Consider the following 22,825-nt stretch of genomic DNA (forward strand, 5'->3'; position numbering starts at 1 on the left):
GCCTGACGAGCGGAGAGCGTGCGATGGAGCAGGTGAGCCAGGCCCCCGGCAGCACCCCCGCCACCCGCCGGCGCCGCAGCGTCCGGGTGCTCGGCGCGACGCTGCTCACCGGACTGCTGCTCGGCGGCGCCGTCCCGTACGTGACCGGGAACGGCGGCACCTACCTCAGCTACCTGGTGCTGGACGAGCGCACCGACGCCCGGGGGGCCGAGCACGCCGCCGACCAGGCCCGGGCGCTGGGCGGCAAGGTCGTCCAGGACTACCCGCAGATCGGCGCGGTGCTCGCCTACGCCGGGCCGCAGTTCGCCGAGAAGCTGCGCGGGCGCCCCGGGATAGCCGCCGTCGGAGCCACCCGCACCGTCCCGGTGCCCTCGCCGCCCCGGCCGCTGGCCGGCGCCGAACTCGACACCGGCCGCGGCAGCGGCACCTGGGCGGGCGGCCGGGGCGCCGCCGCGGCGCCCGCCGACGACACCGCCGAGGGCGCCGACGACTCCACCGCCACCGTGCCCGACCCCGGCGAGCGCTCCGACTGGAACCTCGCCATGATCGGCGCGCTCGACCGCCCCGCGGGGAGCACCGCCGCCCTGCTGCGCCCGCCGGTCGCCGAGCACCAGGGCGTGCCGTCCACCGACGGGGCCGCCGTCCTGCCCACCGCCCAGCAGCTGTCCAAGGTCACCGTCGCGGTGCTGGACTCCGGCGTCGACGACACCCACCCCGACCTGCGGGCCGCCGTCGACCCGGCCGCCTCCGCGTCCTGCGCCGACGGCCGCCCCGACTCCCGCAGCGGCGCCTGGCGCCCCGACGACGCGATCAACGAGAGCGGCCACGGCACCCACGTGGCCGGCATCGTCGGCGCCGCCCGCGACGGCCACGGCGTCACCGGCGTCGCCCCCGGCGTGCGGATCGCCGCCGTCCGGCTGCTCGGGCCGCTCGGCCAGTACTACGCCGAGAACATCGTCTGCGGCATGCTCTGGGCCGCCGACCACGGCGCCCGCGCGATCAACGACAGCTACTTCGCCGACCCGTGGAAGTACAACTGCCCCGAGGACGCCGACCAGGCCGCGCTGGCCGCCGCCGTCGGCCGGGCCGTCGCCTACGCCCAGCACAAGGGCGCCGTGGTGGTCGCCTCGGCCGGCAACGACGGCCAGGACCTCAACGCCGGGCGCACCGACCAGCGCAGCCCCAACGACCGCACCACCGGCCCGCCGGAGGACCGGCAGCTGGGCACCGAGTGCATCCGGCTGCCCGGCGAACTGCCCGGCGTGGTCACCGTCACCGCCGTCGACCGCGACGGCCTGCCCTCCGCGTACAGCAACTACGGGCGCGGCAAGGTCTCCATCGCCGCCCCCGGCGGCGACCCCGACGGCGGCACCCAGGGCGCGGTCGTCTCCGACTGGCCCGGCGGCCGGTACGCCGCGCTGGCCGGCACCTCGATGTCCGCCGCGCACGTCACCGGCGCCGTCGCCGTCGTCGCCGCCCGGCACCCCGACTGGGGGCCCGGGCAGATCACCGACGCCCTCTCCAGGGCCGCCGCCGACACCTGCGTGCGCACCCTCCCGTTCGGCTGCCAGAGCCGCGACTACTACGGCGCCGGGATCCTCACCCTGCCCGCCGGCTGACGTCCGGGCGGCGCCCCCCGGTGGCCGATACTGGGGCGCATGAGGCTGACCGAGTTCTGGCGACGGATGTACGAGCACTTCGGCGAGGGGTACGCGGAGTCCTTCGCCCAGGACCACGTGATGGGCGAACTCGGCGGCCGCACCGTCCGGCAGGCGCTGGACGCGGGCTGGGAGGCCAAGGACGTCTGGCGGGTGGTCTGCGTCACGCAGGGGGTGTCGCCGCAACTGAGGTGAGGTTATCCGCCCCGGTGTGGGTGAGACTGTCCCGGTGGCGAGCAGCGCAGAGACCCCCGACCCGACCCCCGACACCGCGCCCGGCACCACGGCCCGGGCCGCCGACGCGGTGGCGGCCGCGGACGCCGGGGGCCCGGACGCCGGGGGCCCGGACGCCGGGGGCGCGGAGACGGCGGCCGCCCGACTGCTGCGCCGGGCCGAGCTCGGCGGCGGCGCGATGCCCCGCTGGCTGCCCAGGGCGATACTGCTGGCGCTGGTCGGCCTCGGGCTGTTCCAGCTCGCCGACTGGGCCTTCCACCAGCTGATCGACCTGTTCGTGATGCTGCTGGTGGCGTTCTTCCTCTCGCTGGCGATGGAGCCCGCCGTCGACCGGATGGCCGCCCGCGGGGTGCGCCGCGGCCTCGGCACCTTCCTGGTCTTCATCGGCCTGGCCCTCGCGGTGGCCGGCTTCCTGGCCTCGCTCGGCACCCTGCTGGTCGACCAGATCACCCAGATCGCCGGGAAGCTGCCGCAGCTGCTCCAGGACCTGATCAACTGGATCAACCACACCTTCCACACCGAGCTGTCGCTCGACCAGCTCCAGCACCAGGTGCTCCAGGACTCCGGCACCATCGAGAAGTACGCCCAGCAGGCCGCCGACAACGTCTGGGGCGTCACCGGCACCGTCATCGGCGGGCTGTTCCAGGCCTTCACCGTCGGCCTGTTCACCTTCTACTTCACCGCCGAGGGCCCCCGGGTGCGGCGCACCGTCTGCTCGCTGCTGCCGCCGTCCAAGCAGGGCGAGGTGCTGCGGGCCTGGGAGATCGCGCTCGCCAAGACCGGCGGCTACCTGTACTCCCGGGCGCTGCTCGCGCTGATCTCCACCCTCGGGCACTGGGCGTTCTTCGCCTTCATCGACCTGCCGTACGCGGCGGCGCTGGCCGTCTGGGTCGGCGTCATGTCGCAGTTCGTGCCCACCATCGGCACCTACCTGGCGGGCGCGCTGCCGGTGCTGGTCGGACTGACCGTGCGGCCGGTGGACGCGCTGTGGGTGCTGGTCTTCGTCACCGTCTACCAGCAGATCGAGAACTACCTGCTGCACCCGCGGATCACCGCGAAGACCGTGGACGTGCACCCCGCCGTCGCGTTCGGCGCGGTGATCGCGGGCGCCGCCCTGCTCGGCGCGGTCGGCGCGCTGATCGCCATCCCGGTCGCCGCGACGCTGCAGGGCTTCGTCGGGACGTACGTGCGCCGCTACGAGGTCGAGGACGACCCGCGGATCGACCGCGGCGAGGAGCGCCGCGAACGGCGGCGGCACACCGTGCGCCGGCTGCGGCGGATGGTCTCCGGCGGGACGGGCGACGGGGGCCGCGGCGGGAATGGTGGCGGGAACGGCGGCGGTCGGCGTTCGGGCGGCTCCGACGGTGGCGGGGCGGACGGTGGCGGGGCGGGCCGTGGGCGGCGAGAGGACCCGCCCGGCGAGTGAGCGGCTCCGCGCTCCGGACCACGGACTCGGGCACGGCAGGGCCCCGCCCGCCGCGGGGGCCCGGCGGCGGTCAGGGCAGCAGGACGGTGCGCACGCCCGGGGCCTCGGGGGCGGTCCACACCGTCTCCACGTCGGCGAGCGGCGCGGTCCGGGCGGGGACGGTGAGCCGGCCCTGGTCGATCTCCTCGATCAGGGAGGGCAGTTCGGCCAGGTAGGCCCGGGTGGAGACGGCGCCCTGGCCGTTGCCCTGGAGGCGCAGGTCGGCCGAGCGCAGCAGGACCGAGGGCAGGTCGAGCGAGGGGCCCGCCACCGAGCCGATCTGCACCCAGTCCAGCGTCCGGCTCCGGTCCGACCTGGCCCGCAGCAGGGCCGACATCGCGGCGGCGGCCGGCTCGCCCCACAGGTAGTCGAGCACCACGTCCACCTCGGCGGCGGCCTCCGCCAGGGCCGCTGCGGTGGCGTCGGCGTCGGCGGTGAGCGCGACGGCCGCGTCCGCCCCCAGGCCGGGCAGGGCCGCCAGCCGCTCCGGATCGCGGCCGGCGCCCACCACCCGGCCGGCCCCGAGGCGCCGGGCGACCTGGACCGCCATCCGCCCGGCGTTGCCGGTCGCGCCCAGCACCAGGACCGACTGCCCCGGCCGGAGCGGAACGCGGCGGCGCAGTGCCACCCAGGACGACATCGCGGGGTTCATCGCGGCCGCGATCCGCACCGGGTCCGTGCCCCCGGGCAGCGGGATGCTGCGGCGGGTGTCGATGACGGTGCGGGTGGCCATCGGGCCGACCAGGTCGTCGTCGGCGACGAAGTACACCGCGGTGCCGTCCGCGCGGCGGCCGACGCCGTCGACGCCGGGGACCATCGGGAGCCGCCCGGTGCTGGTGTAGTGCCGCCCGGACGCGCCGGTGCGCACCCGGGGGTGCAGGCCCACGGCGAGGACGTCGACCAGTGCGTGGTCCTCGTCGGTCGGCGCCGGGAGGTCGAAGGGGCGGTAGCGGGGCGGGCGGTCGAACGAGTCGACGACGGCGGCGCGGATCTCCACGGGGTTCCTCCAGGGATTGGTTTGTGCCACGTACCAAAAGTAGTACGTGGCGCAAACCTTTTCAACTATGATCGGGCCCATGACTTCCTCCGAGGGCGCCCGGCCTGCCTCCGCTCCTGCTTCTGACCCTGCCGCTGTGGCGGACCTCGGCCTGGTCGACGGGCTGGCCCAGCTCACCTTCCTCGTCCACGGCGCCCTGGCCGAGATCGCGGCCCGGCAGGACCTGTCGATGATCCAGGTCCGGCTGCTCGGCGTGCTCCGCGACCGCGCGCCCGCCATGCGGGAACTGGGCCGGCTGCTGGGTCTGGACAAGTCCTCGGTCACCGGCCTGGTCGACCGGGCGCAGCGCCGCGGCCTGGTGGTCCGCGAGGCCAGCGCCACCGACCGCCGCTCCTACCGGGTCTCCGCGACCCCCGCGGGGCGGGAGCTCGCGGAGCGGGTCGCGGCGGAGTTCGCCGGGCGGATCGACGCCTTCGCGGCGGCGCTGACCGGGGACGAGCGGCGCCTGCTGGCCGGACTGGCCACCCGGGTCGTCGCGGCGGACGCCCACCGGCACGGCGTCGACCTGCGGCCCGGGGGCGACCTGCGGCCGGGCGGGAGCTGAGCGGGGCCGGCGGCGCGGCGGACGTGGAGCCGGCCGACGTGGAGCCGGGCGGTGTTGAGGCGGGCGGTGTTGAGGCGCGGCCTCGTCCGGGCGGGGCGGGGGTGGGGAGCCGGGCTCCGGAGGGTGGCGGCGCGGGGGCCCGGGCCGGGGTGGGTGTCGGGGCGTGGCCGGGCCCCGGGGGTGCTGAAGTGGGGCCCGGGGGCGGGCTGTTGGGCCGGGGCCCGCGGCCCGGCGGGGTGCCGGGCGGGTCAGGCGAAGGGGCCCTCGGTGGTGAAGCGGCGCAGGTGGCGGGCGAAGTCCTCGGCCTCGCCCGGCGGCCAGTCGGCGAGGCCCTCGGTGATGCGGTCGGTCAGGCGGCGGCGGAGTTCCGCGACGGCCTGTTCGCCCTGCGGGGTCAGTACCAGCAGGTGGGCGCGGCGGTCGGCCGGGTCCGGCTCGCGGCGGATCAGGCCCGCCTCCTCCAGGCGGGAGGCCCGGCGGGTGGTGCCGGAGCGGTCCAGTCCGATCTCGGGCGCCAGGTCGGCGGCGCTGTGCGGCCCGGTGCGGGCCAGCGCGCTGAGGACCGGGTAGGTCAGCTCGTCCAGGGCCGGCCCGAGGCCCTCGGTCAGCTGCCGGTGCAGCCGGACCCGGGTGGTGCGGCGGAGCAGGACGCCGAGTGCTTCGGCGATGGCGGTGCCCGTCTCGGTCTCCATGCCCGCCAGATTAGCGTGCGCGGCGCACGTTTTTTCGGCCCAGATGCGTGCGCGGCGCACGCATCTGGGCTAGAGTTCCGGAAGAAGCGTGCGCCGCGCACGCATTTTGATCCGTATTGACGGAAGGACCCCGCCATGACCCGCACCGGCATCGAGGCCGCGCTCACCGACCTCCTGCTCGACCGCGACCTCACCGTCGCCGAGGCCGCCGACCGCCACTTCGCCCCCGACTACCGCCAGCGCACCGACGGCGAGTGGGCCGACCGCGCGCAGTTCGTCGACCACATCGCCCACCTGCGCGGCGTCGTCGCCGGGGGCCGGTTCGAGGTCCACGAGGAGTTGCGCGACGGCGACCGCTACGCGGACCGGCACACCGCGCACCTGGTCAAGGCCGACGGCTCCACCGTGCGCATGGAGGTCTACGTGTTCGCCGAGCTGGCGGCGGACGGCCGGTTCCGCCGGATCGAGGAGACCACCCTGCTGCTGGACGGGGCCGAGGCCGACCGGGGCATGGGCAGCGCCCGCTGAGCCGGTGCGGCGCGGCGGTGCGGGAGACGGGGCGGCTGAGGTGCGAGACTGGAATCGAACGTATGTTCTTTGTACTCTTCGGCGCGGAGTTTTCCACAGGCCGAGCCCGTCCGGGGCCGATTGTCGGTGGGACGCGCTAGCGTCGGTGACGATGAAGCGCACAGGACAGAACCCGAGGGTGGAAGCCATGGCAGGAACGGATCGCAAGAAGGCCCTGGAGGTCGCACTCGCCCAGATCGAGCGGCAGTTCGGCAAAGGCTCGGTGATGCGCCTCGGCGAGAAGGCGAACGAACCGGTCGAGGTGATCTCCACCGGGTCCACCGCCCTCGACGTGGCGCTCGGCGTGGGCGGCATCCCGCGCGGCCGCGTGGTCGAGATCTACGGCCCGGAGTCCTCCGGCAAGACCACCCTGACCCTGCACCTGGCCGCCAACGCCCAGAAGGCCGGCGGCATGGTCGCCTTCGTCGACGCCGAGCACGCGCTCGACCCCGAGTACGCCAAGAAGCTCGGCGTGGACACCGACGCCCTGCTGATCAGCCAGCCGGACACCGGCGAGCAGGCGCTGGAGATCACCGACATGCTGATCCGCTCCGGCGCGATCGACCTGGTGATCATCGACTCGGTGGCCGCGCTGGTGCCGCGCGCCGAGATCGAGGGCGAGATGGGCGACTCGCACGTCGGCCTCCAGGCCCGCCTGATGAGCCAGGCGCTGCGGAAGATCGCCGGTGCGCTGAACCAGTCGAACACCACCGCGATCTTCATCAACCAGCTGCGCGAGAAGATCGGCGTGATGTTCGGTTCGCCGGAGACCACCACCGGTGGCCGCGCGCTCAAGTTCTACGCCTCGGTCCGCCTCGACATCCGGCGCATCGAGACCCTGAAGGACGGCACCGAGGCGGTCGGCAACCGCACCCGCGTCAAGGTCGTCAAGAACAAGGTCGCCGCGCCGTTCAAGCAGGCCGAGTTCGACATCCTCTACGGCGTCGGCATCAGCCGCGAGGGCGGCCTGATCGACATGGGCGTAGAGCACGGCTTCATCCGCAAGTCCGGCGCCTGGTACACCTACGAGGGCGACCAGCTGGGCCAGGGCAAGGAGAACGCCCGCAACTTCCTGAAGGACAACCCGCAGCTGGCGGACGAGATCGAGGCCAAGATCAAGGGCAAGCTGGGCATCGGCCCGAAGCCCCCCGAGGCCGAGGGCGAGGTCGCCCCCGCCGTGGAGATCCCGGCCGCCGCGGCCCCCGCGAAGGCCGCGGCCAAGAAGACGGCGGCCGCCGCCAAGAGCTGATCCGTTGACACCGCACCAGACCCACCACCCGACACCGGGCCCGTCCGAGGACGAGCCCGGTGCGGGCGTTTCCGGGCACGAGGACGAGAACGAGTACGGCCCGCCGGACTGGTTCGCGGCCGCGGCCGAGGAGCCCGGCCCCGAGCCGGAGCCGGTCGGCCCGCCGGACTGGTTCGCGGCGGCGGCGGAGCCCGCGCAGCCGGTGGCGGGCACCGCGCGGGCGGCGCGCCCGGCGCGGGCCGCGGCGGAGGAGCCCGCGGCGGCCGAACTGCCCGGGCTGGTCCGGGCGTCCGAGCTGCCCGGCGGCCGCCGCCGACGGCGCAGCGCGCTGGGGAGCTGCCGAGACGCCGCCGCCGACGGCGGAGCGGCCACGCGCCCGGCGGCGGACGAAGGCCGAGCGGCCCGAACGGACGGAGCGGACGGAGCGGGTCGATGAGGCGGACGGGCCGCGGGAGGCCCGGCAGCCGCGGCGCGGGCGGGCCGCGGTGCCGGAGGGCGATCCGGCGGAGCGCGCCCGGGACGTCTGCCTGCGGCTGCTCACCGGGGCCGCCAAGTCCCGCAAGCAGCTGGCCGACGCGCTGCGCCGCAAGGAGATCCCGGACGAGGTCGCCGCGCAGGTGCTGGACCGGCTGGAGGAGGTCGGCCTGATCGACGACGCCGCCTTCGCCGAAGCCTGGGTGGAGTCCCGGCACGCGGTGCGCGGGCTGTCCCGGCGGGCACTGGCCCAGGAGTTGCGCACCAAGGGCGTCACCGGGGAGACCGCCGAGCGGGCCCTGCTGCAGGTGGACGCCGACGACGAGACCGAGGCCGCCCGGGCGCTGGTGGCGCGCAAGCTGCGCTCCACCGCCGGGCTGGAGCGGGGCGTGCGGACCAGGCGGCTGGTCGGGGTGCTGGCCCGGCGCGGCTACGCCGAGGGCCTGGCGTTCCGGGTGGTGCGCGAGGCGCTGGACGCCGAGGGCGAGACGGCGGAGGACTGGCCGGAGGAGGGGGAGGACTGAGCGCGGGCCCCGCCCGGCCGGGGCTTGAGGATGGTGCGATGGGATGACCGGTGATCAGATCGTCGGAGCCAATTCTCGATCGCATCTTGACCGTTTCGTAACCTCGGCCTAGCCTCACACTCAGTGGCAGGACGATCGCGGAGGTCGCCTCAGCGGCAGCGTGAGCAGGACGGGGAGTGGCCGGATGGGCATCGCTCAGGGCACCGAAACGGGTTCCTCCCTGCTGCTGGCGGCCGGAGTGCTGATCGGCGCCCTGGTGCTGGTGCTGGCCGGCGGCTTCCTGATGCTCCGCCAGCGCCGGGCCGAACTCGACCGCCGCGAGGAGCGGTTGACCTCCGAGCTGCACCGCCTGCACCTGCACGAGGACGAACTCGCCGCCCGCGCCGCCGACTCCGAGCGGGTGCGCGGCGAACTCGCCGACCAGGCCGTGGAGAACCGCGTGCTGCTGGAGCGCACCGCCGGGCTGACCGCCGCGCAGGCCCGTGAGGAGATCGTCCGGGCCGCCGAGTCGGAGGCCCGCCGGGAGGCCGCGCTGACCGTCCGGGAGATCGAACGGCGGGCGGTCACCGAGGGCGAGGGCCGGGCCCGGGAGATCATCGCCGCGTCCATCCAGCGCCTGGCCGCCGAGCACACCGCGGACACCGTGGTCACCACCCTGCGGCTGCCCAGCGAGGACATGAAGGGCCGGGTGATCGGCCGGGAGGGCCGCAACATCCGCGCCTTCGAGGCCGTCACCGGCGTCAACCTGATCGTCGACGACACCCCCGGGCTGGTGCAGCTCTCCTGCTTCGACCCCGTCCGGCGGGAGAGCGCCCGGCTCACCCTGGAGGCGCTGCTGGTCGACGGGCGGATCCACCCCGCGCGGATCGAGGAGGCGCACGAGCGCAGCCGGGCCGAGGTCGAGCGGCTGTGCGTGCGGGCCGGGGAGGACGCGCTGCTGACCGTCGGGATCGGCGCGGGCGGCGAGATGTCGCCCGAACTGGTCCGCACGCTGGGCACGTTGCGCTACCGCACCTCGTACGGGCAGAACGTGCTCGGGCACCTGGTGGAGTCGGCGCACCTGGCCGGGATGATGGCCGCCGAGCTCGGGGTCGACCCCGAGCCGGTGCGGCGGGCCGCGCTGCTGCACGACATCGGCAAGGCGCTCAGCCACCGGGTGCCGGGCAGCCACGCCGCGATCGGCGCGGAGTTGGCCCGCCGGCACGGCGAGGCCGAGGAGGTGGTGCACGCGATAGCGGCCCACCACGGCGAGATCGAGGCGAAGACGGTGGAGGCCGTGCTCACCCAGGCTGCCGACGCCTGCTCGGCCGGGCGGCCGGGCGCGCGCAAGGAGTCGGTGGAGGCGTACGTGCGCCGGCTGGAGCGGCTGGAGGAGATCGCCCGGGCGCACGAGGGGGTCACCAAGGTGTACGCGATGCAGGCCGGGCGGGAGGTCCGGGTCATGGTGCAGCCCGAGGCCGTCGACGACCTGCGGGCCCAGGAGATCGCCCGGGAGGTCGCCCGGCAGGTGCGGGAGGAACTGACCTACCCGGGGCAGATCCGGATCACGGTGGTGCGGGAGTCGCGGGCGACCGAGGTCGCCCGGTAGCGGAGCGGGCGGGGCGCCCCCGGCGGGCGGTCGGCCGCCGGGGGCGCGGTCCTGCCCCGGGCGCGGTCAGCCCTTGGCGTCCTGCTGTTCCAGGCCCGGCTTGGGGGTGAGCGGGGCGGTGAGGGCGTGCAGGGTCTCGGGGTGGAGGCCGGGGGTGGTGCCGAGCAGGTGGCCGTCGGGGCGGACCAGCAGCACGGTGTGCGGGGCGGCGCCCGGGTAGCCGTCGGTGACCAGGACCTCGGCGGGGACGGGGAGGGCGGCGGCGAGTTCGGCGAGGCGGGGCATCAGACCGGCGCCGAGCCAGTGCTCGGCGGACCAGACGGTGGTGCCGGGCGCCACCAGGAGCAGCAGGAAGGGGCCGCCGAGCCGGGCCCGGAGGGTGTCCGCGGTGCCGTCGGCGGTGACCACCGGGAGGTCGGGGACCAGGACGCCGGGGGCGGTCGCCGGGAGCTGCTCGGTGAGCGAGGTGCCGCGGCCGGAGCCGCGCTGCTCGGGGACGCGGTGGACGACGCCGGAGGGCGCGGCCGGGTAGGCGGGGGCGCCGCCGAAGCGGCCGGTGCCGAGCTGGCCGTCGGCGAGCAGCGGGGCGTGCTTGCGGAAGGAGCCGGACAGCAGCGAGCGCCGGGTCTCGGCCCAGCCGCGCAGCGGTCGCAGCAGCGGCATGCTCTGGTCGACGGCGCGCAGCCGGGCGCCGACCGCGCCGCGGCGCTCGGCCTCGTAGCCGTCGAGCAGGGCGCGGTCGGCGCGGTCGCCGCCGGGCGGCAGGTGCCAGGCGAGGGCGAGCCGCCAGGCCAGGTTGTCGGCGTCGCGCAGGCCGTCGGCGAGGTTCTGCATGCCGAGCGCGCCGTGCAGGTGGGCGGCGTCGCCGGCCAGGAAGCCGCGGCCGGTGCGGAAGCGGGCGGCCAGCCGCTGCTGGTAGGTGTGGTCGGCGGCGGCGAGCAGTTGGTGGGGCGGGAGTTCGCCGCACCAGCCGGTGAGCGCCGAGGTGACCCGGGTGAGCAGGGTGTCGCCGGTGACGATGCCGGGCCAGGTGGCGTGCGGGTCGACCGGCTCGGTGGGCTGGGGGCGGCCGGGGGGCAGCCGCCAGTCGAGCCGCCACAGGCCGTCGGGCAGCGGGCGGGCGGAGGCCTCGCGGTCGCCGCGCCACGGGGGTTCGCGGTGCAGCCGGGCCTCGCCGGGGAAGGGCAGGTCGACCCGGACGGTGGCGACGGCGTGCCGGTCGACGGCGGGACGGCCGGGGAAGCGGACCTTGAGCAGCTTGCGGACGGTGGAGCGGGCGCCGTCGCAGCCGACCAGGTGGCTGCCGCGCCACCAGGCGTCCTGGCCGGCGGAGGTGGTGCGCACCGTCACCCCGTCGCGGTCCTGGGCGAGTTCGACCACCTGGTGGCGCGGCAGCAGCCGGATCAGCGGGGTGGCGGCGACGGCGTCGCGCAGGCCGCGCTGCAGGCGGTGCTGGGCGAGGTGCAGGACGGGCTCGCCGTCCAGCGGCAGGCGCAGCACCTCGGCGCGGCGGCGCCAGATGGTGAAGGCGTCCCAGCGGGCCGCGTCGGAGACGACCCTGGTGTAGCCGATCCGGGCCAGGAAGGCGGCGGTGTCGCCGCCGAGCACGACGGTGCGGGGGCTCTCGGCGCTGACGCCGGTGCCCTCGTCCAGGACGGTGCTGGGGACTTCGTTGCGGGCCAGGGCGAGCGCCAGGGCGAGGCCGACCGGCCCGGCCCCGACGATGATCACCGCGTCCATGCCGGGGCCTTCGGGCGGGCGGCTTCGGCCGCCGGTGCGTCATATGCCGGGTGGGAGGTCCCAGGTGGTGTCACGAAGAGCAATGCAACAGATCACCTGGGTGTCCGTCAAGCAGCGGATGTGCCGCGCCGGTTCGCGCCGCGGCGGCCGCGGGACTCGATCCAGCGGGCCAGGCCGCTGAGCGCGAGGCACATCGCGATGTAGATCGGGGTGATCACCAGGACGACCGGGATGTACGGGTAGCCGTCGGAGTTGGAGGCGATCCACTTGCCGACGAACAGCAGCTCCGGGTACGTGATGATGTAGCCGAGCGAGGTGTCCTTGAGCGTGACGACCAACTGGCCGATGATCGCGGGCAGCATCGCCCGGACCGACTGCGGGACGAGCACCAGGCTCATCACCTGGGTCTTGCGCAGGCCCAGCGCGTACGCGGCCTCGCCCTGGCCGCGCGGGACGGCGTTGATGCCGGAGCGGATGATCTCGGCCTGCACGGCGCCGTTGTACAGCACCAGGCCGAGGACCAGGCCCCACATCGGTTCGGAGGTGAACACCGCCTGGTACAGCGCGAAGATCATGATCACCAGCGGCATGGCCCGGAAGAACTGGACCACCGCGGTGGACACCGCGCGCACCGGCCGGTGGTCGGAGAGCCGGCCGGCGGCGAGCAGGACGCCGAGCACCAACGAGCCGACCGCGGCCAGGCCGAAGGCCTTCAGGGTGGCCAGCACGCCGTCGAGGATGCGCTGCTGGACGGTGTTGTACTCGAAGGACTCCCACAGCGCGCCGTCGAACTGGCCCTGGTCGGCCAGCGTGGCCACGACCCACCAGAGCAGCCCGGCGATGCCCAGCGCGCCGAGCACGCCGGCCAGCAGGTACCGCCGCCGGGCCCGCGGGCCCGGGACGTCGTACAGGACGGAGGCGGTGCGGGCGCTCATCGGGCCACCGCCGTGCGCCGCTCCAGGGCGGAGAAGACCGCGCCGACCGAGAAGCTGATCACCAGGTAGGCCAGGGCGACCCAGAAGAAGATGGCGAAGATGGCGTAGCCCTTCTCGGTCAGGGTCTTCTGGACGCCGAACAGCTCGAACACGTTGAACGCGCCGGCGACGGCCGAGTTGCGGGGCAGCGCGATGAACACCGAGCCCATCGGCGCGAGCACCGACCGGGCGGCCTGCGGCAGCACCACCAGGCCCAGCGTCTGGCCGAAGCCCATGCCCAGCGAGCGGGCGGCCTCGGCCTGGCCCAGCGGCACGGTGTTGATGCCCGCGCGCAGCACCTCGCAGACGAAGCTGCCGGTGTAGATGCTGAGCGCGGCCACCGCCGCGGTGAAGCTGCTGATGTGCACGTCCAGCCGCGGCAGCACGAAGGTCACCGCGAAGAACATCAGGGTCAGCGGGGTGTTGCGGAAGATCGTCACCCAGGCGGTGCCGAAGGCCCGCAGCACCGGGACCGGCGAGACGCGGAAGGCCGCCAGCACGAAGCCCAGCAGCAGGGCGAACAGGGCGCTGAGCGCGCTCAGTTCGAGCGTCCCCAGGAACCCGCGGGCGAACAGCGAGAAGTTGCCGTCCTCGAACGGTATGCCCATGCCGGCGGCCCTCCTTTCTCGGTATCGGTGGGGCGGGCGTCAGGCGGCGGTGGTCGGGTCCAGGTCGGGGATCGCCGGCGCGTCGGAGCCGGACAGGCCCAGGGTGGCGTCGTACGCCTTCTTCCAGTCGCCGTTCTCCTCGTGCTTCTTGAGGGCGTCGTTGATCGCCTTCTGCAGCACCGCGTCGCCCTTCTTCAGGCCGATGCCGTAGCGCTCCTTGGAGAACGGCTCGCCGACGACCTTGAGCTTGCCCTGGTTCTTCGCGGCGTAGCCCTTGAGGATCGCGTCGTCGGTGGTGACCGCGTCGACCTCCTTGGTGAGCAGCTTCTCCACGCAGAGCGAGTAGCTGTCGAAGGTGGTGATCTTGGGCTCGAAGCTCTTGATGTTGTCGACCGAGGTGGAACCGGTGACGGTGCAGACCGACTTGCCCTTGATGGTGGTCTTGTCGGTGATGTCGGTGTTGTCCTTGGTCACCAGCAGCGACTGGCCGGCGATGTAGTACGGGCCGGCGAAGTCGATCTGGGCCTTGCGCTTGTCGTTGATCGAGTAGGTGCCGACGTAGTAGTCGACCTGGCCGCCGGACAGCGAGGTCTCGCGGGCGCTGGAGTTGATCGTGGTGAACTCGATCTGGTCGGCCGAGAAGCCGAGGTCGGCGGCGACCATCTTGGCGATCTCGATGTCGAAGCCGTTGCGCTTGCCGGTCTGCACGTCCTCGAAGCCGAGGAACGGCTGGTCGGACTTGGCGCCGATGCGCAGCTTGCCGTTCTTCTTGGCTTCGGTCCACACCGGCGAGCCGTCCAGCTTGGCGTCGGCGTTCACCTGGTAGGTCGGCAGCTGCGGGGCGGCCGAGCCGCTCTTGGCGCTGTCCGAGCTGGGCGATCCGTCCTTGCCGCAGGCGGCGACCGCCGTCAGGGCGAGCACGGACAGGGCGGCGGCTACGGTACGACGGGCCTTCATGCGGTCGTTCTCTCCTCGGTAGGGGCCATCGCTGGCTCCGGGCAAATGCGAACTGACGCTAGATCACGGTGTGGCTCAGTGGTGCAGGATCTTCGAGAGGAAGTCCTTCGCGCGGTCGCTGCGCGGCGCGGTGAAGAACGCCTCGGGGGTGTTCTGCTCGACGATCCGGCCGTCCGCCATGAACAGGACGCGGTTGGCGGCCGAGCGGGCGAAGCCCATCTCGTGGGTCACCACGACCATGGTCATCCCCCTGGCGGCGAGCGAACGCATCACCTCCAGCACCTCGTTGACCATCTCCGGGTCGAGGGCCGAGGTGGGTTCGTCGAACAGCATCACCTTGGGGTCCATCGCCAGCGCGCGGGCGATCGCCACCCGCTGCTGCTGGCCGCCGGACAGCTGGGCGGGGAACTTGTCGGCCTGCGCGCCGACGCCGACCCGGTCCAGCAGCTCGCGGGCGGTCCGCTCGGCCTCGTCCTTCGGCACCCGGCCGACCTTCACCTGGGCCAGCACCACGTTCTGCAGCACCGTCTTGTGCGCGAACAGGTTGAAGGACTGGAACACCATGCCGACCTGGGCGCGCAGCCGGGCCAGCTCGCGGCCCTCGGCGGGCAGCGGGCGGCCGTCCACCTCGATCGTGCCGGAGTCGATGGTCTCCAGCCGGTTGATGGTGCGGCACAGCGTGGACTTGCCGGAGCCGGACGGGCCGATCAGCACCACGACCTCGCCCTGCGCGATCTCCAGGTCGATGTCCTGCAGCACGTGCAGCGCGCCGAAGTGCTTGTTCACCCCGCGCATGGACACCAGCGGGGTGGTCCGGCCGCCCTCCGCCTGCTGCGGGTCGGCGCTGTTCTCGGTCATCGCGGCTCGCTCCCTCGTCCTCCGGACCCGGGCCAACTCGCGGGGGCCGCGCAGCCGGTGATGGTCCGTCTGATGTCCGGAGGCCGGAGCCGGCGGAGCCCTCGGCCCCCGGACTGGGGCGACTTTAGACAGGTACACGACCCCTCGTCAGCCGATCTGAGCTGAACTTGAGGATCACGGTTCGGCTACGCCGGGTAGTCGAGGGGTAGCGGATACCGGCTGGGTAACGGACCGGGCGACCCGGTTGACCGGGTGACGCCGAATGGGCATGGATGCCAGGATGGCCCGGTCCCGGGGACCGCGCCGCGGAGCCAGCCCGAACGAACGCCGCCGGAAAGGGGACCCGATGCGCCTGCTCCTGGTCGAGGACGACGACCGCGTGGCCGCCGCCCTGGTCGCGGTGCTGAGCCGGCACGGCTTCCAGGTCCGGCACGCCCGCAGCGGCCACGAGGCCCTGGACGCGCTCGTCCCGGACGGCAGCGACCCGTACCGGGTGGTGCTGCTCGACCTCGGGCTGCCCGACCGGGACGGCTTCGAGGTGTGCAGCCGCATCCGGGCCGGCAGCGGCGTACCGGTGATCATGGTGACCGCGCGGGCCGACATCCGCTCCCGCATCCACGGCCTCAACCTCGGCGCCGACGACTACGTGGTCAAGCCCTACGACATGGGCGAGCTGCTGGCCCGGATCCACGCGGTGGCCCGCCGCGGCACCCCCAGGCCCACCGAGGAGCACGGCCCCGAACCGGCCGGACCGCTCGCCTCCCGCGGCATCGAGATCGACCGCGAGCGCCGCCGGGTCAGCGTCGAGGGCCGCGACGTCCCGCTCACCCGCAAGGAGTTCGACCTGCTGGCGCTGCTCGCCCAGAGCCCCGGCGTGGTCTACCGGCGCGAGCAGATCTTCAGTGAGGTCTGGCGCTCCGGCTGGGAGGGCAACGGCCGCACCCTGGAGGTGCACATCGGCTCGCTGCGCACCAAGCTCGGCCTGCCCGGCCTGGTCGAGGCCGTCCGCGGCGTCGGCTACCGGCTGACCCCCGACCAGCCGGAGAGCGGCGACGGCACCGCCCCCGGCAGCGGCCCGGCGGAGCGCTGACCGTCCGTGCGCAACCGCCTGCTCGGCATCCTGATCGCCCTGATGGCCTGCGTGCTGGCCGCCCTCGGGGTGCCCCTGGCCTACCTGATCGCCGCCTCCGAGCAGTCCAAGGTGGTCGTCGACCGGATCGACGACGCCGCCCGCTTCGCCCAGGACCTGCCCACCCAGGGCCGCCCCAGCGCCAGCGCGGTCAAGGGCGACCCGCAGCCCGGCCCCGGCGACAACGGCCGGCTGCACGCCCTCACCAGCGAGGCCGAGCGCTACCACGAGCTGTACGGCGTCCGGATCGGCGTCTTCCAGCGCGACGGCAGCGCGGTCGCCGCCGCCCCCGAGGGCTGGCGGCCGCCCGCCGCCGGCCCCGGCCGGCAGGCCTACCAGGAGGCCCTGGCCGGTCGCCGCAGCCACAACCCGCCGCAGGTCTGGCCGTGGACGCCCGACCGCACCCTCGCCGTCGCCCTGCCGGTGGTCCGCGACGGCGACGTGGTCGCCGTGGTGCTCACCGAGTCGCCCACCGGCGGCCTGCGCTCGCGCATCCTGCACCGCTGGATGGTGCTGGCCGGCGGCGAGGCGCTCGCCATGATCGTCGCCATCCTGCTCGCCGTCCGGCTCACCGGCTGGGTGCTGCGCCCGGTCCGCACCCTGGACCGGGCCACCCACGACATCGCCACCGGACGGCTCGGCGCCCGGGTCGCCCCCAGCGGCGGACCGCCCGAACTGCGGCGGCTGGCCCGCTCGTTCAACGACATGGCGGACCACGTGGTGCTCGCCATCGACCAGCAGCGGGCGTTCGTCGCCGACGCCTCCCACCAGCTGCGCAACCCGCTCGCCGCGCTGCTGCTGCGGGTCGAGCTGATCGGCCTGGAGCTGCCCGAGGGCCACGAGGAGGAGATCGCCGCCGTCCGCGAGGAGGGCGCCCGGCTGGCCCGGGTGCTGGACGACCTGCTCGGCCTGGCCACCGCCGAGGGCTCCCGGCCCGAGCCCGAACCGGTCGACCTGGCCGAACTCGTCCGCACCCGGGTCGACGCCTGGCAGCCGATGGCCGAGCGGGGCGGCGTCCTGCTGCACTGGGAGGGGCCGCCGATGGCGCACGCCTGGGCCGATCCGATCGGCTTCGGCAGCGCGCTGGACGCCGTGCTGGACAACGCGCTGAAGTTCACCCCGGCCGGCAGCACCGTCCGGGTCGGCCTGCTGATCGGCAAGGCCGAGGTCACCGCCACCGTCACCGACGCCGGCCCCGGCCTCACCGAGGAGGAGCTGGCCCGGGTCGGCGACCGGTTCTGGCGCTCCTCCCGGCACCAGAACATCGACGGCTCGGGCCTGGGCCTGTCCATCGCCCGCACCCTGCTGCTGGCCGGCGGCGGCGCACTGGAGTTCGCGCCCGCCGAGCCGAACGGGCTCACCGTCCGGCTGGTGGTGCCCCGGCGCCGCGGCTGAGGGCGGGGCCGGTCGGCCCGGGGTCTGTGACCGGCTCGGGGCCCGGTCGGCTCAGGGTTTGATCGACAGGTAGTAGCGCTCGGCGCCGACGTGCAGCGGCAGCGGATCGGTGTACACCGCGGTGCGCAGGTCCACCAGCTGCGCGGCGTGCACCTGCCGGCCGATGTCGTCCCGGCTGTCGATCACCGCCCGGGTCAGCGCCTCCACCAGCGCCGGGTCCACGTCCGCCCGGGTCACCAGCAGGTTGGGCACCGCCACCGTGGGCACCGCCACCCGCTCCGGCTGCACGTCCGGGTAGGCGTCCGCCGGGATGGTCGCCGCCCGGTACGCGTCCATCCCCGGGCCGGCCAGCTGGTGCAGCGGGTCGGACAGGTCGCCCATCGGCACGATCCGGATCGGCGTGCGCTCCGACAGGTCGGACAGCGCGGCCGTCGGCAGGCCGCCCGACCAGAAGAACGCGTCCAGGTCCTTCTTCTGCAGCCCCTCCGCGGCCTGGACGACGCCCACCTGCGCCGACCGCACGTCCCGGTCCGGGTCCAGGCCCGCCGCCTCCAGCAGCCGCCGGGTCACCAGGTTCACCCCCGACTTCTCCTGCCCCACCCCGACCCGCAGCCCGCGCAGGTCGGCCACCGAGTGCACCGGCGAGTCGGCCGGCACCACCAGCTGCATGTAGTCGTCGTACAGCCGGGCGATCGCCCGCAGCCGCGGCTTGCCCGGGCCGTCGAACGTGGCCACCGCGTCCGCCGTGGCGATGGCGAAGTCGTCCCGGCCCGCCACCACCCGCTCCAGGTTGTCCAGCGAGCCCACGGAGTTGTCCAGCTGCACCCGCAGCCCGGGCATGTGCTGGCCCAGGTACTGCTGCAGCAGCACCCCGTAGCGGTCGTACACCCCGCCGACCACCCCGGTCGCGAACGCCACCCGGCCGCGCGGGCCCGAGGCCGAGGACGCCGAGGACGCCCACCAGCCGCCCGCGCCCGCGGCCACCAGCAGCAGCACCGCGCAGACCCGCAGCAGCCGGTGGCGCAGCGCCCGGCGCAGCGCGGCACCCGGACGGGAGGGGAGGTTCGCAGCAGCCATGCCGTGGATACTGCCAGCCCCCACCGCCCGGCGGGAGGCCCTCCCCGCTGCCCGTACCCTTGGCTCTGTGGGTATGGAGGAGAGCTTGCGAACTTACAAGGTCGTCACGTACGGCTGCCAGATGAACGTCCACGACTCCGAGCGGCTGTCCGGGCTGCTGGAGGAGGCCGGTTACGCCAAGGCCGCCGGCGACGGCGACCCCGACCTGGTGGTCTTCAACACCTGCGCCGTCCGCGAGAACGCCGACAACAAGCTGTACGGCAACCTCGGCCGGCTCGCCCCCGCCAAGCAGGCCAACCGCGGCATGCAGATCGCCGTCGGCGGCTGCCTCGCCCAGAAGGACCGCGAGACCATCGTCCGCAAGGCCCCCTGGGTCGACGTGGTCTTCGGCACCCACAACATCGGCCACCTGCCCGCGCTGCTGGAGCGCGCCGCCGTCGAGCGCAAGGCCCAGGTCGAGATCCTGGAGTCGCTGGAGACCTTCCCCTCCACCCTGCCCACCCGGCGCGAGTCCGCGTACGCGGCCTGGGTCGCGATCTCGGTCGGCTGCAACAACACCTGCACCTTCTGCATCGTCCCCGCCCTGCGCGGCAAGGAGGAGGACCGCCGCCCCGGCGACGTCCTCGCCGAGGTCGAGGCGCTGGTCGCCGAGGGCGTCGTCGAGGTCACCCTGCTCGGGCAGAACGTCAACGCGTACGGCTCCGACCTCGGCGACCGGGAGGCGTTCGGCAAGCTGCTGCGCGCCTGCGGCCAGGTCGAGGGCCTGGAGCGGGTCCGCTTCACCTCGCCGCACCCCAAGGACTTCACCGACGACGTGATCGCCGCGATGGCCGAGACGCCCAACGTGATGCACCAGCTGCACATGCCGCTGCAGTCCGGCTCGGACACCGTGCTGCGCGCCATGCGCCGCTCCTACCGGCAGGAACGCTTCCTCGGCATCATCGAGAAGGTCCGGGCCGCGATGCCCGACGCCGCGATCTCCACCGACATCATCGTCGGCTTCCCCGGCGAGACCGACGAGGACTTCGAGCAGACCCTGCACGTGGTCCGCGAGGCCCGGTTCGCCAACGCGTTCACCTTCCAGTACTCCAAGCGGCCCGGCACGCCCGCCGCCGAGATGGCGGACCAGGTGCCGAAGGCCGTGGTGCAGGAGCGCTACGACCGGCTGATCGCCCTCCAGGAGGAGATCTCCTGGGAGGAGAACAAGAAGCAGGTCGGCCGCACGCTGGAGATCCTGGTCGCCGAGGGCGAGGGCAAGAAGGACGACCGCACCGACCGGCTCTCCGGGCGCGCGCCCGACAACCGGCTGGTGCACAGCACGCGGCCCGAGGGCGGCGTCCGCCCCGGCGACATGGTCACCGTCGAGATCACCTACGCCGCCCCGCACCACCTCCTCGCGGAGGGCCCCGCGCTGGGCGTGCGCCGCACCCGGGCGGGCGACGCGTGGGAGAAGCGGCAGGCGGCGCCGGCCGCGAAGCCCGCGGGCGTGATGCTGGGCCTGCCGACGATCGGCGCGCCCCAGCAGACCGCGGCGGCGCCCGGCGGCGACGGCTGCGGCTGCTAGGCGCGGTTCCCCGCGCCCCGGCAGGGGCGTGCGGAACCGCGCGAAGCGGGAGGTGGACGTCCGCAGGACCGCGGGACGGTGCAGGCTCCCGTCCTGCTTCGCGATCCGGCGGTGCGTGCCCGGGCGGCCGCGCGGTTCCCTGCGCCCCGGTTCCGCAGGGTCGGGCTTCGCGGCTGCTGTCGGTGCGCTCCGCGTAGAGTGATCGACATGCTTGCTGCCGCCGCCGTGTGCCCCTGCCCGCCGTTGCTCGTGCCGGAGGTGGCCGCGGGGGCCGCCGGTGAGGCGGCGGAGCTGCGGGGGGCGTGCCTGGCGGCGGTGGGGGAGCTGGCCGGGGCCGACCTGGTGGTGGTGGTCGGGACGGGCGAGCGGGCCGGGGTGTGGACGGAGGGCGGGGCGGGGTCGTTCCGGCGCTACGGGGTGCCGAAGGCGGTGCGGCTGCCGCTGGGCGGGGTGGACGGCCCGGAGCTGTCGCCCGCGCTGACGGTGGGGGCGTGGCTGCTGGAGGAGGCGGGCGTCCGGGTGCCGACGCACGCCGTCGCGGTGCGGCCGGACACCGGGGCCGAGCGGCTGCTCGGCCTGGGCCGGGGGCTGGCCGAACTCGCGGACCGGGTGGGCCTGTTGGTGCTCGGCGACGGCAGCGCCCGGCGCTCGGTGAAGGCGCCCGGGTACCTGGACGAGCGGGCCGAGGGGCACGACCGCGCGGTGGCGCGCGCGCTGGCGGCCGCGGACGCGGCGGCGCTGGCCGGGCTGGACGCGGAGCTGTCGGCGGAGCTGATGGCCGACGGGCGCGCCCCGTGGCAGGTGCTGGCGGGCGCCGCGGAGGGCGCCGCGCTCAGCGGTGAACTGCGCTACGAGGACGCCCCGTACGGCGTCGGCTACCTGGTGGCCTCCTGGCGCTGACGCGCCGGCTCAGCCGTTGGCGGGCGGAACCGGCGGGGTCGGGCCGGTCGGCGGGGTCGGGCCGCCCGCGGTCGGCGGCAGGTCGCCCTGGGGCTTGGCCGCGAAGTCGTCCCGGGCGTGCTTGGTCGCGGAGGTGCCCTTCACGATCTTGTCGGAGTACTTGTGCTTGGTGGCCTTGTCGATCGTCTCACCGGCCTTGTCCACCATGCCGTCGATCTTGTCGCCGTGCTTCCCGGCCAGCTCGCTGGCCTTCTCCTTCAGTTCCTCGGCCTTGCCCTTGAGGTTGTCCATCAGGCCCATGGGTGCACTCCTTGCATTTCGGGTCATTCCCGCACCAGACATAGCTGATCCTCCCCGGACAACGAGGCTGTGACACGGGAGGTGCCCGGCTTTTGCGAGACTGGTGGGGTGAGCGGTTCCTCTTCTTCCTCCTCTCCTGCGCGCCCCCCGGGCCCCGGCGGCCTGCCCCTGGTGGTCTCGGTGGTCGGCCCGACGGCGGCCGGCAAGTCCGACCTGGCGGTGGCGATCGCCCGCGAGCTCGGCGGGGAGGTGGTGAACACCGACTCGATGCAGCTGTACCGGGGCATGGACATCGGCACCGCCAAGCTGACCGTGCCGGAGCGGGGCGGCGTCCCGCACCACCTGCTGGACGTGTGGGAGGTGACCGAGACCGCCTCGGTGGCCGAGTACCAGCGCCTGGCGCGGGCGGAGATGGACCGGCAGCTGGCGGCGGGGCAGGTGCCGGTGCTGGTCGGCGGGTCGGGCCTGTACGTGCGGGCGGCGGTGGACGAGATGGAGTTCCCCGGCACCGACCCGGCGGTGCGGGCCCGGCTGGAGGAGGAGCTGGAGCGGGTCGGCCCCGGCGCGCTGCACCGGCGGTTGGCCGGGCTGGACCCGGCGGCGGCGGAGGCGATCCTGCCCAGCAACGGGCGGCGGGTGGTCCGGGCGCTGGAGGTCATCGAGATCACCGGGCGCCCGTTCACGGCCAGCCTGCCCACCCAGCGCGCGGTGTACGGGGCGGTGCAGCTCGGCGTCCTGGTGCCGCGCCCCGAACTGGACCGGCGGATCGAGCTGCGGGTGGACCGGATGTGGGAGGCCGGGCTGCTGGACGAGGTGCGCGAGCTGGAGAAGGCCGGGCTGCGCGAGGGGCTGACCGCGAGCCGGGCGCTCGGCTACCAGCAGGTGCTGGCGTTCTTCGCGGGGGAGTGCACCGAGGACGAGGCCCGGGCGGAGACCGTCCGGGCGACCCGCCGGTTCGCCCGGCGCCAGGAGTCCTGGTTCCGCCGGGACGACCGGATCCACTGGCTGGAGCGGCCCGAGGGCGCCGATCCGGTCGAGCTGCTGGGCCGGGCACTGGAACTGATCCACCGTTCGCAGGGGCCGGGCGGGACGGGCTGACCGGCGGATTCCGGCTGCCCGGCGACCCGTTCCGGCCAGGCTCGCGGCGTCTGCACCGGCAGACGCAGGTGCAGGAGGTACCGGCGGTCACGGCGGGATCACGTCCTGGCATCGGATCACCCGATCAAGCCGTGCGACGCCCTGTCGAGGTGTTGGTACGTGCCATCATCGGT

The 22,825-nt window shown here is 74.6% G+C and carries 23 protein-coding genes; 14 read left to right on the plus strand and 9 right to left on the minus strand.

Annotated features, from left to right (window positions below):
- Nucleotides 1–23: 23 nt before the first annotated feature.
- From HUT16_RS24785 to HUT16_RS24795, 3 genes are read left to right on the plus strand one after another with little or no spacing between them, the layout of a single operon-like run.
- Entirely contained in the window at nucleotides 24–1,619 is a 1,596-nt protein-coding gene (locus HUT16_RS24785) for a S8 family serine peptidase (RefSeq protein WP_176190264.1), read from the plus strand.
- A 39-nt stretch (nucleotides 1,620–1,658) separates the two neighbouring features.
- The gene (locus tag HUT16_RS24790; protein ID WP_176190265.1) at nucleotides 1,659–1,853 is read left to right on the plus strand and encodes a DUF3046 domain-containing protein; all 195 of its coding nucleotides are present in this window, start codon (nucleotides 1,659–1,661) and stop codon (nucleotides 1,851–1,853) included.
- A 34-nt stretch (nucleotides 1,854–1,887) separates the two neighbouring features.
- Nucleotides 1,888–3,318 (plus strand): AI-2E family transporter, encoded by a 1,431-nt coding sequence (locus HUT16_RS24795; RefSeq protein WP_176190266.1) that lies wholly within the window; start codon nucleotides 1,888–1,890, stop codon nucleotides 3,316–3,318.
- 70 nt (nucleotides 3,319–3,388) lie between these two features.
- Here the strand turns inward: HUT16_RS24795 and HUT16_RS24800 are convergent, their stop codons facing one another.
- Nucleotides 3,389–4,354 (minus strand): zinc-binding alcohol dehydrogenase family protein, encoded by a 966-nt coding sequence (locus HUT16_RS24800; RefSeq protein WP_254897974.1) that lies wholly within the window; start codon nucleotides 4,352–4,354, stop codon nucleotides 3,389–3,391.
- Nucleotides 4,355–4,490: 136 nt separating this feature from the next.
- Between HUT16_RS24800 and HUT16_RS24805 the strand changes: the two genes are divergently transcribed.
- The gene (locus HUT16_RS24805; RefSeq protein ID WP_254897975.1) at nucleotides 4,491–4,958 is read left to right on the plus strand and encodes a MarR family winged helix-turn-helix transcriptional regulator; all 468 of its coding nucleotides are present in this window, start codon (nucleotides 4,491–4,493) and stop codon (nucleotides 4,956–4,958) included.
- Between the two features lie 248 nt (nucleotides 4,959–5,206).
- Here the strand turns inward: HUT16_RS24805 and HUT16_RS24810 are convergent, their stop codons facing one another.
- Entirely contained in the window at nucleotides 5,207–5,650 is a 444-nt protein-coding gene (locus HUT16_RS24810; RefSeq protein WP_176190269.1) for a MarR family winged helix-turn-helix transcriptional regulator, read from the minus strand.
- A gap of 135 nt (nucleotides 5,651–5,785) precedes the next feature.
- Between HUT16_RS24810 and HUT16_RS24815 the strand changes: the two genes are divergently transcribed.
- The 5 genes from HUT16_RS24815 (at nucleotide 5,786) to rny (ending at nucleotide 10,052) form a co-directional block, all read left to right on the plus strand.
- Nucleotides 5,786–6,178, plus strand: coding sequence for a nuclear transport factor 2 family protein (locus HUT16_RS24815; protein ID WP_176190270.1), 393 nt, complete (start codon nucleotides 5,786–5,788; stop codon nucleotides 6,176–6,178).
- 187 nt (nucleotides 6,179–6,365) lie between these two features.
- On the plus strand, nucleotides 6,366–7,466 hold the full coding sequence (recA, locus tag HUT16_RS24820) for a recombinase RecA (RefSeq protein WP_176190271.1): 1,101 nt from the start codon (nucleotides 6,366–6,368) through the stop codon (nucleotides 7,464–7,466).
- Between the two features lie 4 nt (nucleotides 7,467–7,470).
- Nucleotides 7,471–7,902, plus strand: coding sequence for a hypothetical protein (locus HUT16_RS24825; protein WP_176190272.1), 432 nt, complete (start codon nucleotides 7,471–7,473; stop codon nucleotides 7,900–7,902).
- A gap of 49 nt (nucleotides 7,903–7,951) precedes the next feature.
- Complete coding sequence (locus HUT16_RS24830; protein WP_176190273.1) at nucleotides 7,952–8,464, plus strand: regulatory protein RecX; 513 nt, start codon at nucleotides 7,952–7,954, stop codon at nucleotides 8,462–8,464.
- A 184-nt stretch (nucleotides 8,465–8,648) separates the two neighbouring features.
- Nucleotides 8,649–10,052, plus strand: coding sequence for a ribonuclease Y (gene rny / locus HUT16_RS24835; RefSeq protein ID WP_254897976.1), 1,404 nt, complete (start codon nucleotides 8,649–8,651; stop codon nucleotides 10,050–10,052).
- Between the two features lie 66 nt (nucleotides 10,053–10,118).
- Here the strand turns inward: rny and HUT16_RS24840 are convergent, their stop codons facing one another.
- From HUT16_RS24840 to HUT16_RS24860, 5 genes are all read right to left on the minus strand, one after another.
- On the minus strand, nucleotides 10,119–11,792 hold the full coding sequence (locus HUT16_RS24840) for an FAD-dependent monooxygenase (RefSeq protein WP_176190275.1): 1,674 nt from the start codon (nucleotides 11,790–11,792) through the stop codon (nucleotides 10,119–10,121).
- A gap of 107 nt (nucleotides 11,793–11,899) precedes the next feature.
- Nucleotides 11,900–12,727: an amino acid ABC transporter permease gene (locus tag HUT16_RS24845; RefSeq protein ID WP_176190276.1), complete on the minus strand. Its 828-nt coding sequence runs from the start codon at nucleotides 12,725–12,727 to the stop codon at nucleotides 11,900–11,902.
- The gene (locus HUT16_RS24850; RefSeq protein WP_176190277.1) at nucleotides 12,724–13,374 is read right to left on the minus strand and encodes an amino acid ABC transporter permease; all 651 of its coding nucleotides are present in this window, start codon (nucleotides 13,372–13,374) and stop codon (nucleotides 12,724–12,726) included. The genes HUT16_RS24845 and HUT16_RS24850 overlap by 4 nt, the downstream gene beginning before the upstream one ends.
- Nucleotides 13,375–13,413: 39 nt before the next feature.
- A complete protein-coding gene (locus HUT16_RS24855; RefSeq protein ID WP_176190278.1) occupies nucleotides 13,414–14,331 on the minus strand; it encodes a glutamate ABC transporter substrate-binding protein in 918 nt (305 codons plus the stop codon).
- A gap of 75 nt (nucleotides 14,332–14,406) precedes the next feature.
- The gene (locus tag HUT16_RS24860) at nucleotides 14,407–15,135 is read right to left on the minus strand and encodes an amino acid ABC transporter ATP-binding protein (RefSeq protein ID WP_176192857.1); all 729 of its coding nucleotides are present in this window, start codon (nucleotides 15,133–15,135) and stop codon (nucleotides 14,407–14,409) included.
- Nucleotides 15,136–15,535: 400 nt separating this feature from the next.
- Here HUT16_RS24860 and HUT16_RS24865 point away from each other — a divergent pair, with 400 nt between their 5' ends.
- Nucleotides 15,536–16,279, plus strand: a complete 744-nt coding sequence (locus HUT16_RS24865; RefSeq protein ID WP_176190279.1) for a response regulator transcription factor — start codon at nucleotides 15,536–15,538, stop codon at nucleotides 16,277–16,279.
- Between the two features lie 6 nt (nucleotides 16,280–16,285).
- Nucleotides 16,286–17,713, plus strand: a complete 1,428-nt coding sequence (locus HUT16_RS24870; RefSeq protein ID WP_176190280.1) for a HAMP domain-containing sensor histidine kinase — start codon at nucleotides 16,286–16,288, stop codon at nucleotides 17,711–17,713.
- A 51-nt stretch (nucleotides 17,714–17,764) separates the two neighbouring features.
- Here the strand turns inward: HUT16_RS24870 and HUT16_RS24875 are convergent, their stop codons facing one another.
- On the minus strand, nucleotides 17,765–18,790 hold the full coding sequence (locus HUT16_RS24875; RefSeq protein ID WP_176190281.1) for a TAXI family TRAP transporter solute-binding subunit: 1,026 nt from the start codon (nucleotides 18,788–18,790) through the stop codon (nucleotides 17,765–17,767).
- 73 nt (nucleotides 18,791–18,863) lie between these two features.
- On the opposite strand from HUT16_RS24875, the gene miaB reads away from it, so the two are divergent.
- A complete protein-coding gene (miaB, locus tag HUT16_RS24880; protein ID WP_176190282.1) occupies nucleotides 18,864–20,354 on the plus strand; it encodes a tRNA (N6-isopentenyl adenosine(37)-C2)-methylthiotransferase MiaB in 1,491 nt (496 codons plus the stop codon).
- 207 nt (nucleotides 20,355–20,561) lie between these two features.
- Nucleotides 20,562–21,254 (plus strand): hypothetical protein, encoded by a 693-nt coding sequence (locus HUT16_RS24885; protein WP_176190283.1) that lies wholly within the window; start codon nucleotides 20,562–20,564, stop codon nucleotides 21,252–21,254.
- A 9-nt stretch (nucleotides 21,255–21,263) separates the two neighbouring features.
- Here HUT16_RS24885 and HUT16_RS24890 read toward each other — a convergent pair whose 3' ends face one another.
- A complete protein-coding gene (locus HUT16_RS24890; protein WP_176190284.1) occupies nucleotides 21,264–21,554 on the minus strand; it encodes an antitoxin in 291 nt (96 codons plus the stop codon).
- Between the two features lie 162 nt (nucleotides 21,555–21,716).
- Here HUT16_RS24890 and miaA point away from each other — a divergent pair, with 162 nt between their 5' ends.
- Nucleotides 21,717–22,652: a tRNA (adenosine(37)-N6)-dimethylallyltransferase MiaA gene (gene miaA, locus HUT16_RS24895; protein WP_176192858.1), complete on the plus strand. Its 936-nt coding sequence runs from the start codon at nucleotides 21,717–21,719 to the stop codon at nucleotides 22,650–22,652.
- Nucleotides 22,653–22,825: the final 173 nt, after the last annotated feature.

Source organism: Kitasatospora sp. NA04385 (genome assembly GCF_013364235.1).
In the GTDB taxonomy this organism is placed as follows: Bacteria; Actinomycetota; Actinomycetes; order Streptomycetales; family Streptomycetaceae; genus Kitasatospora.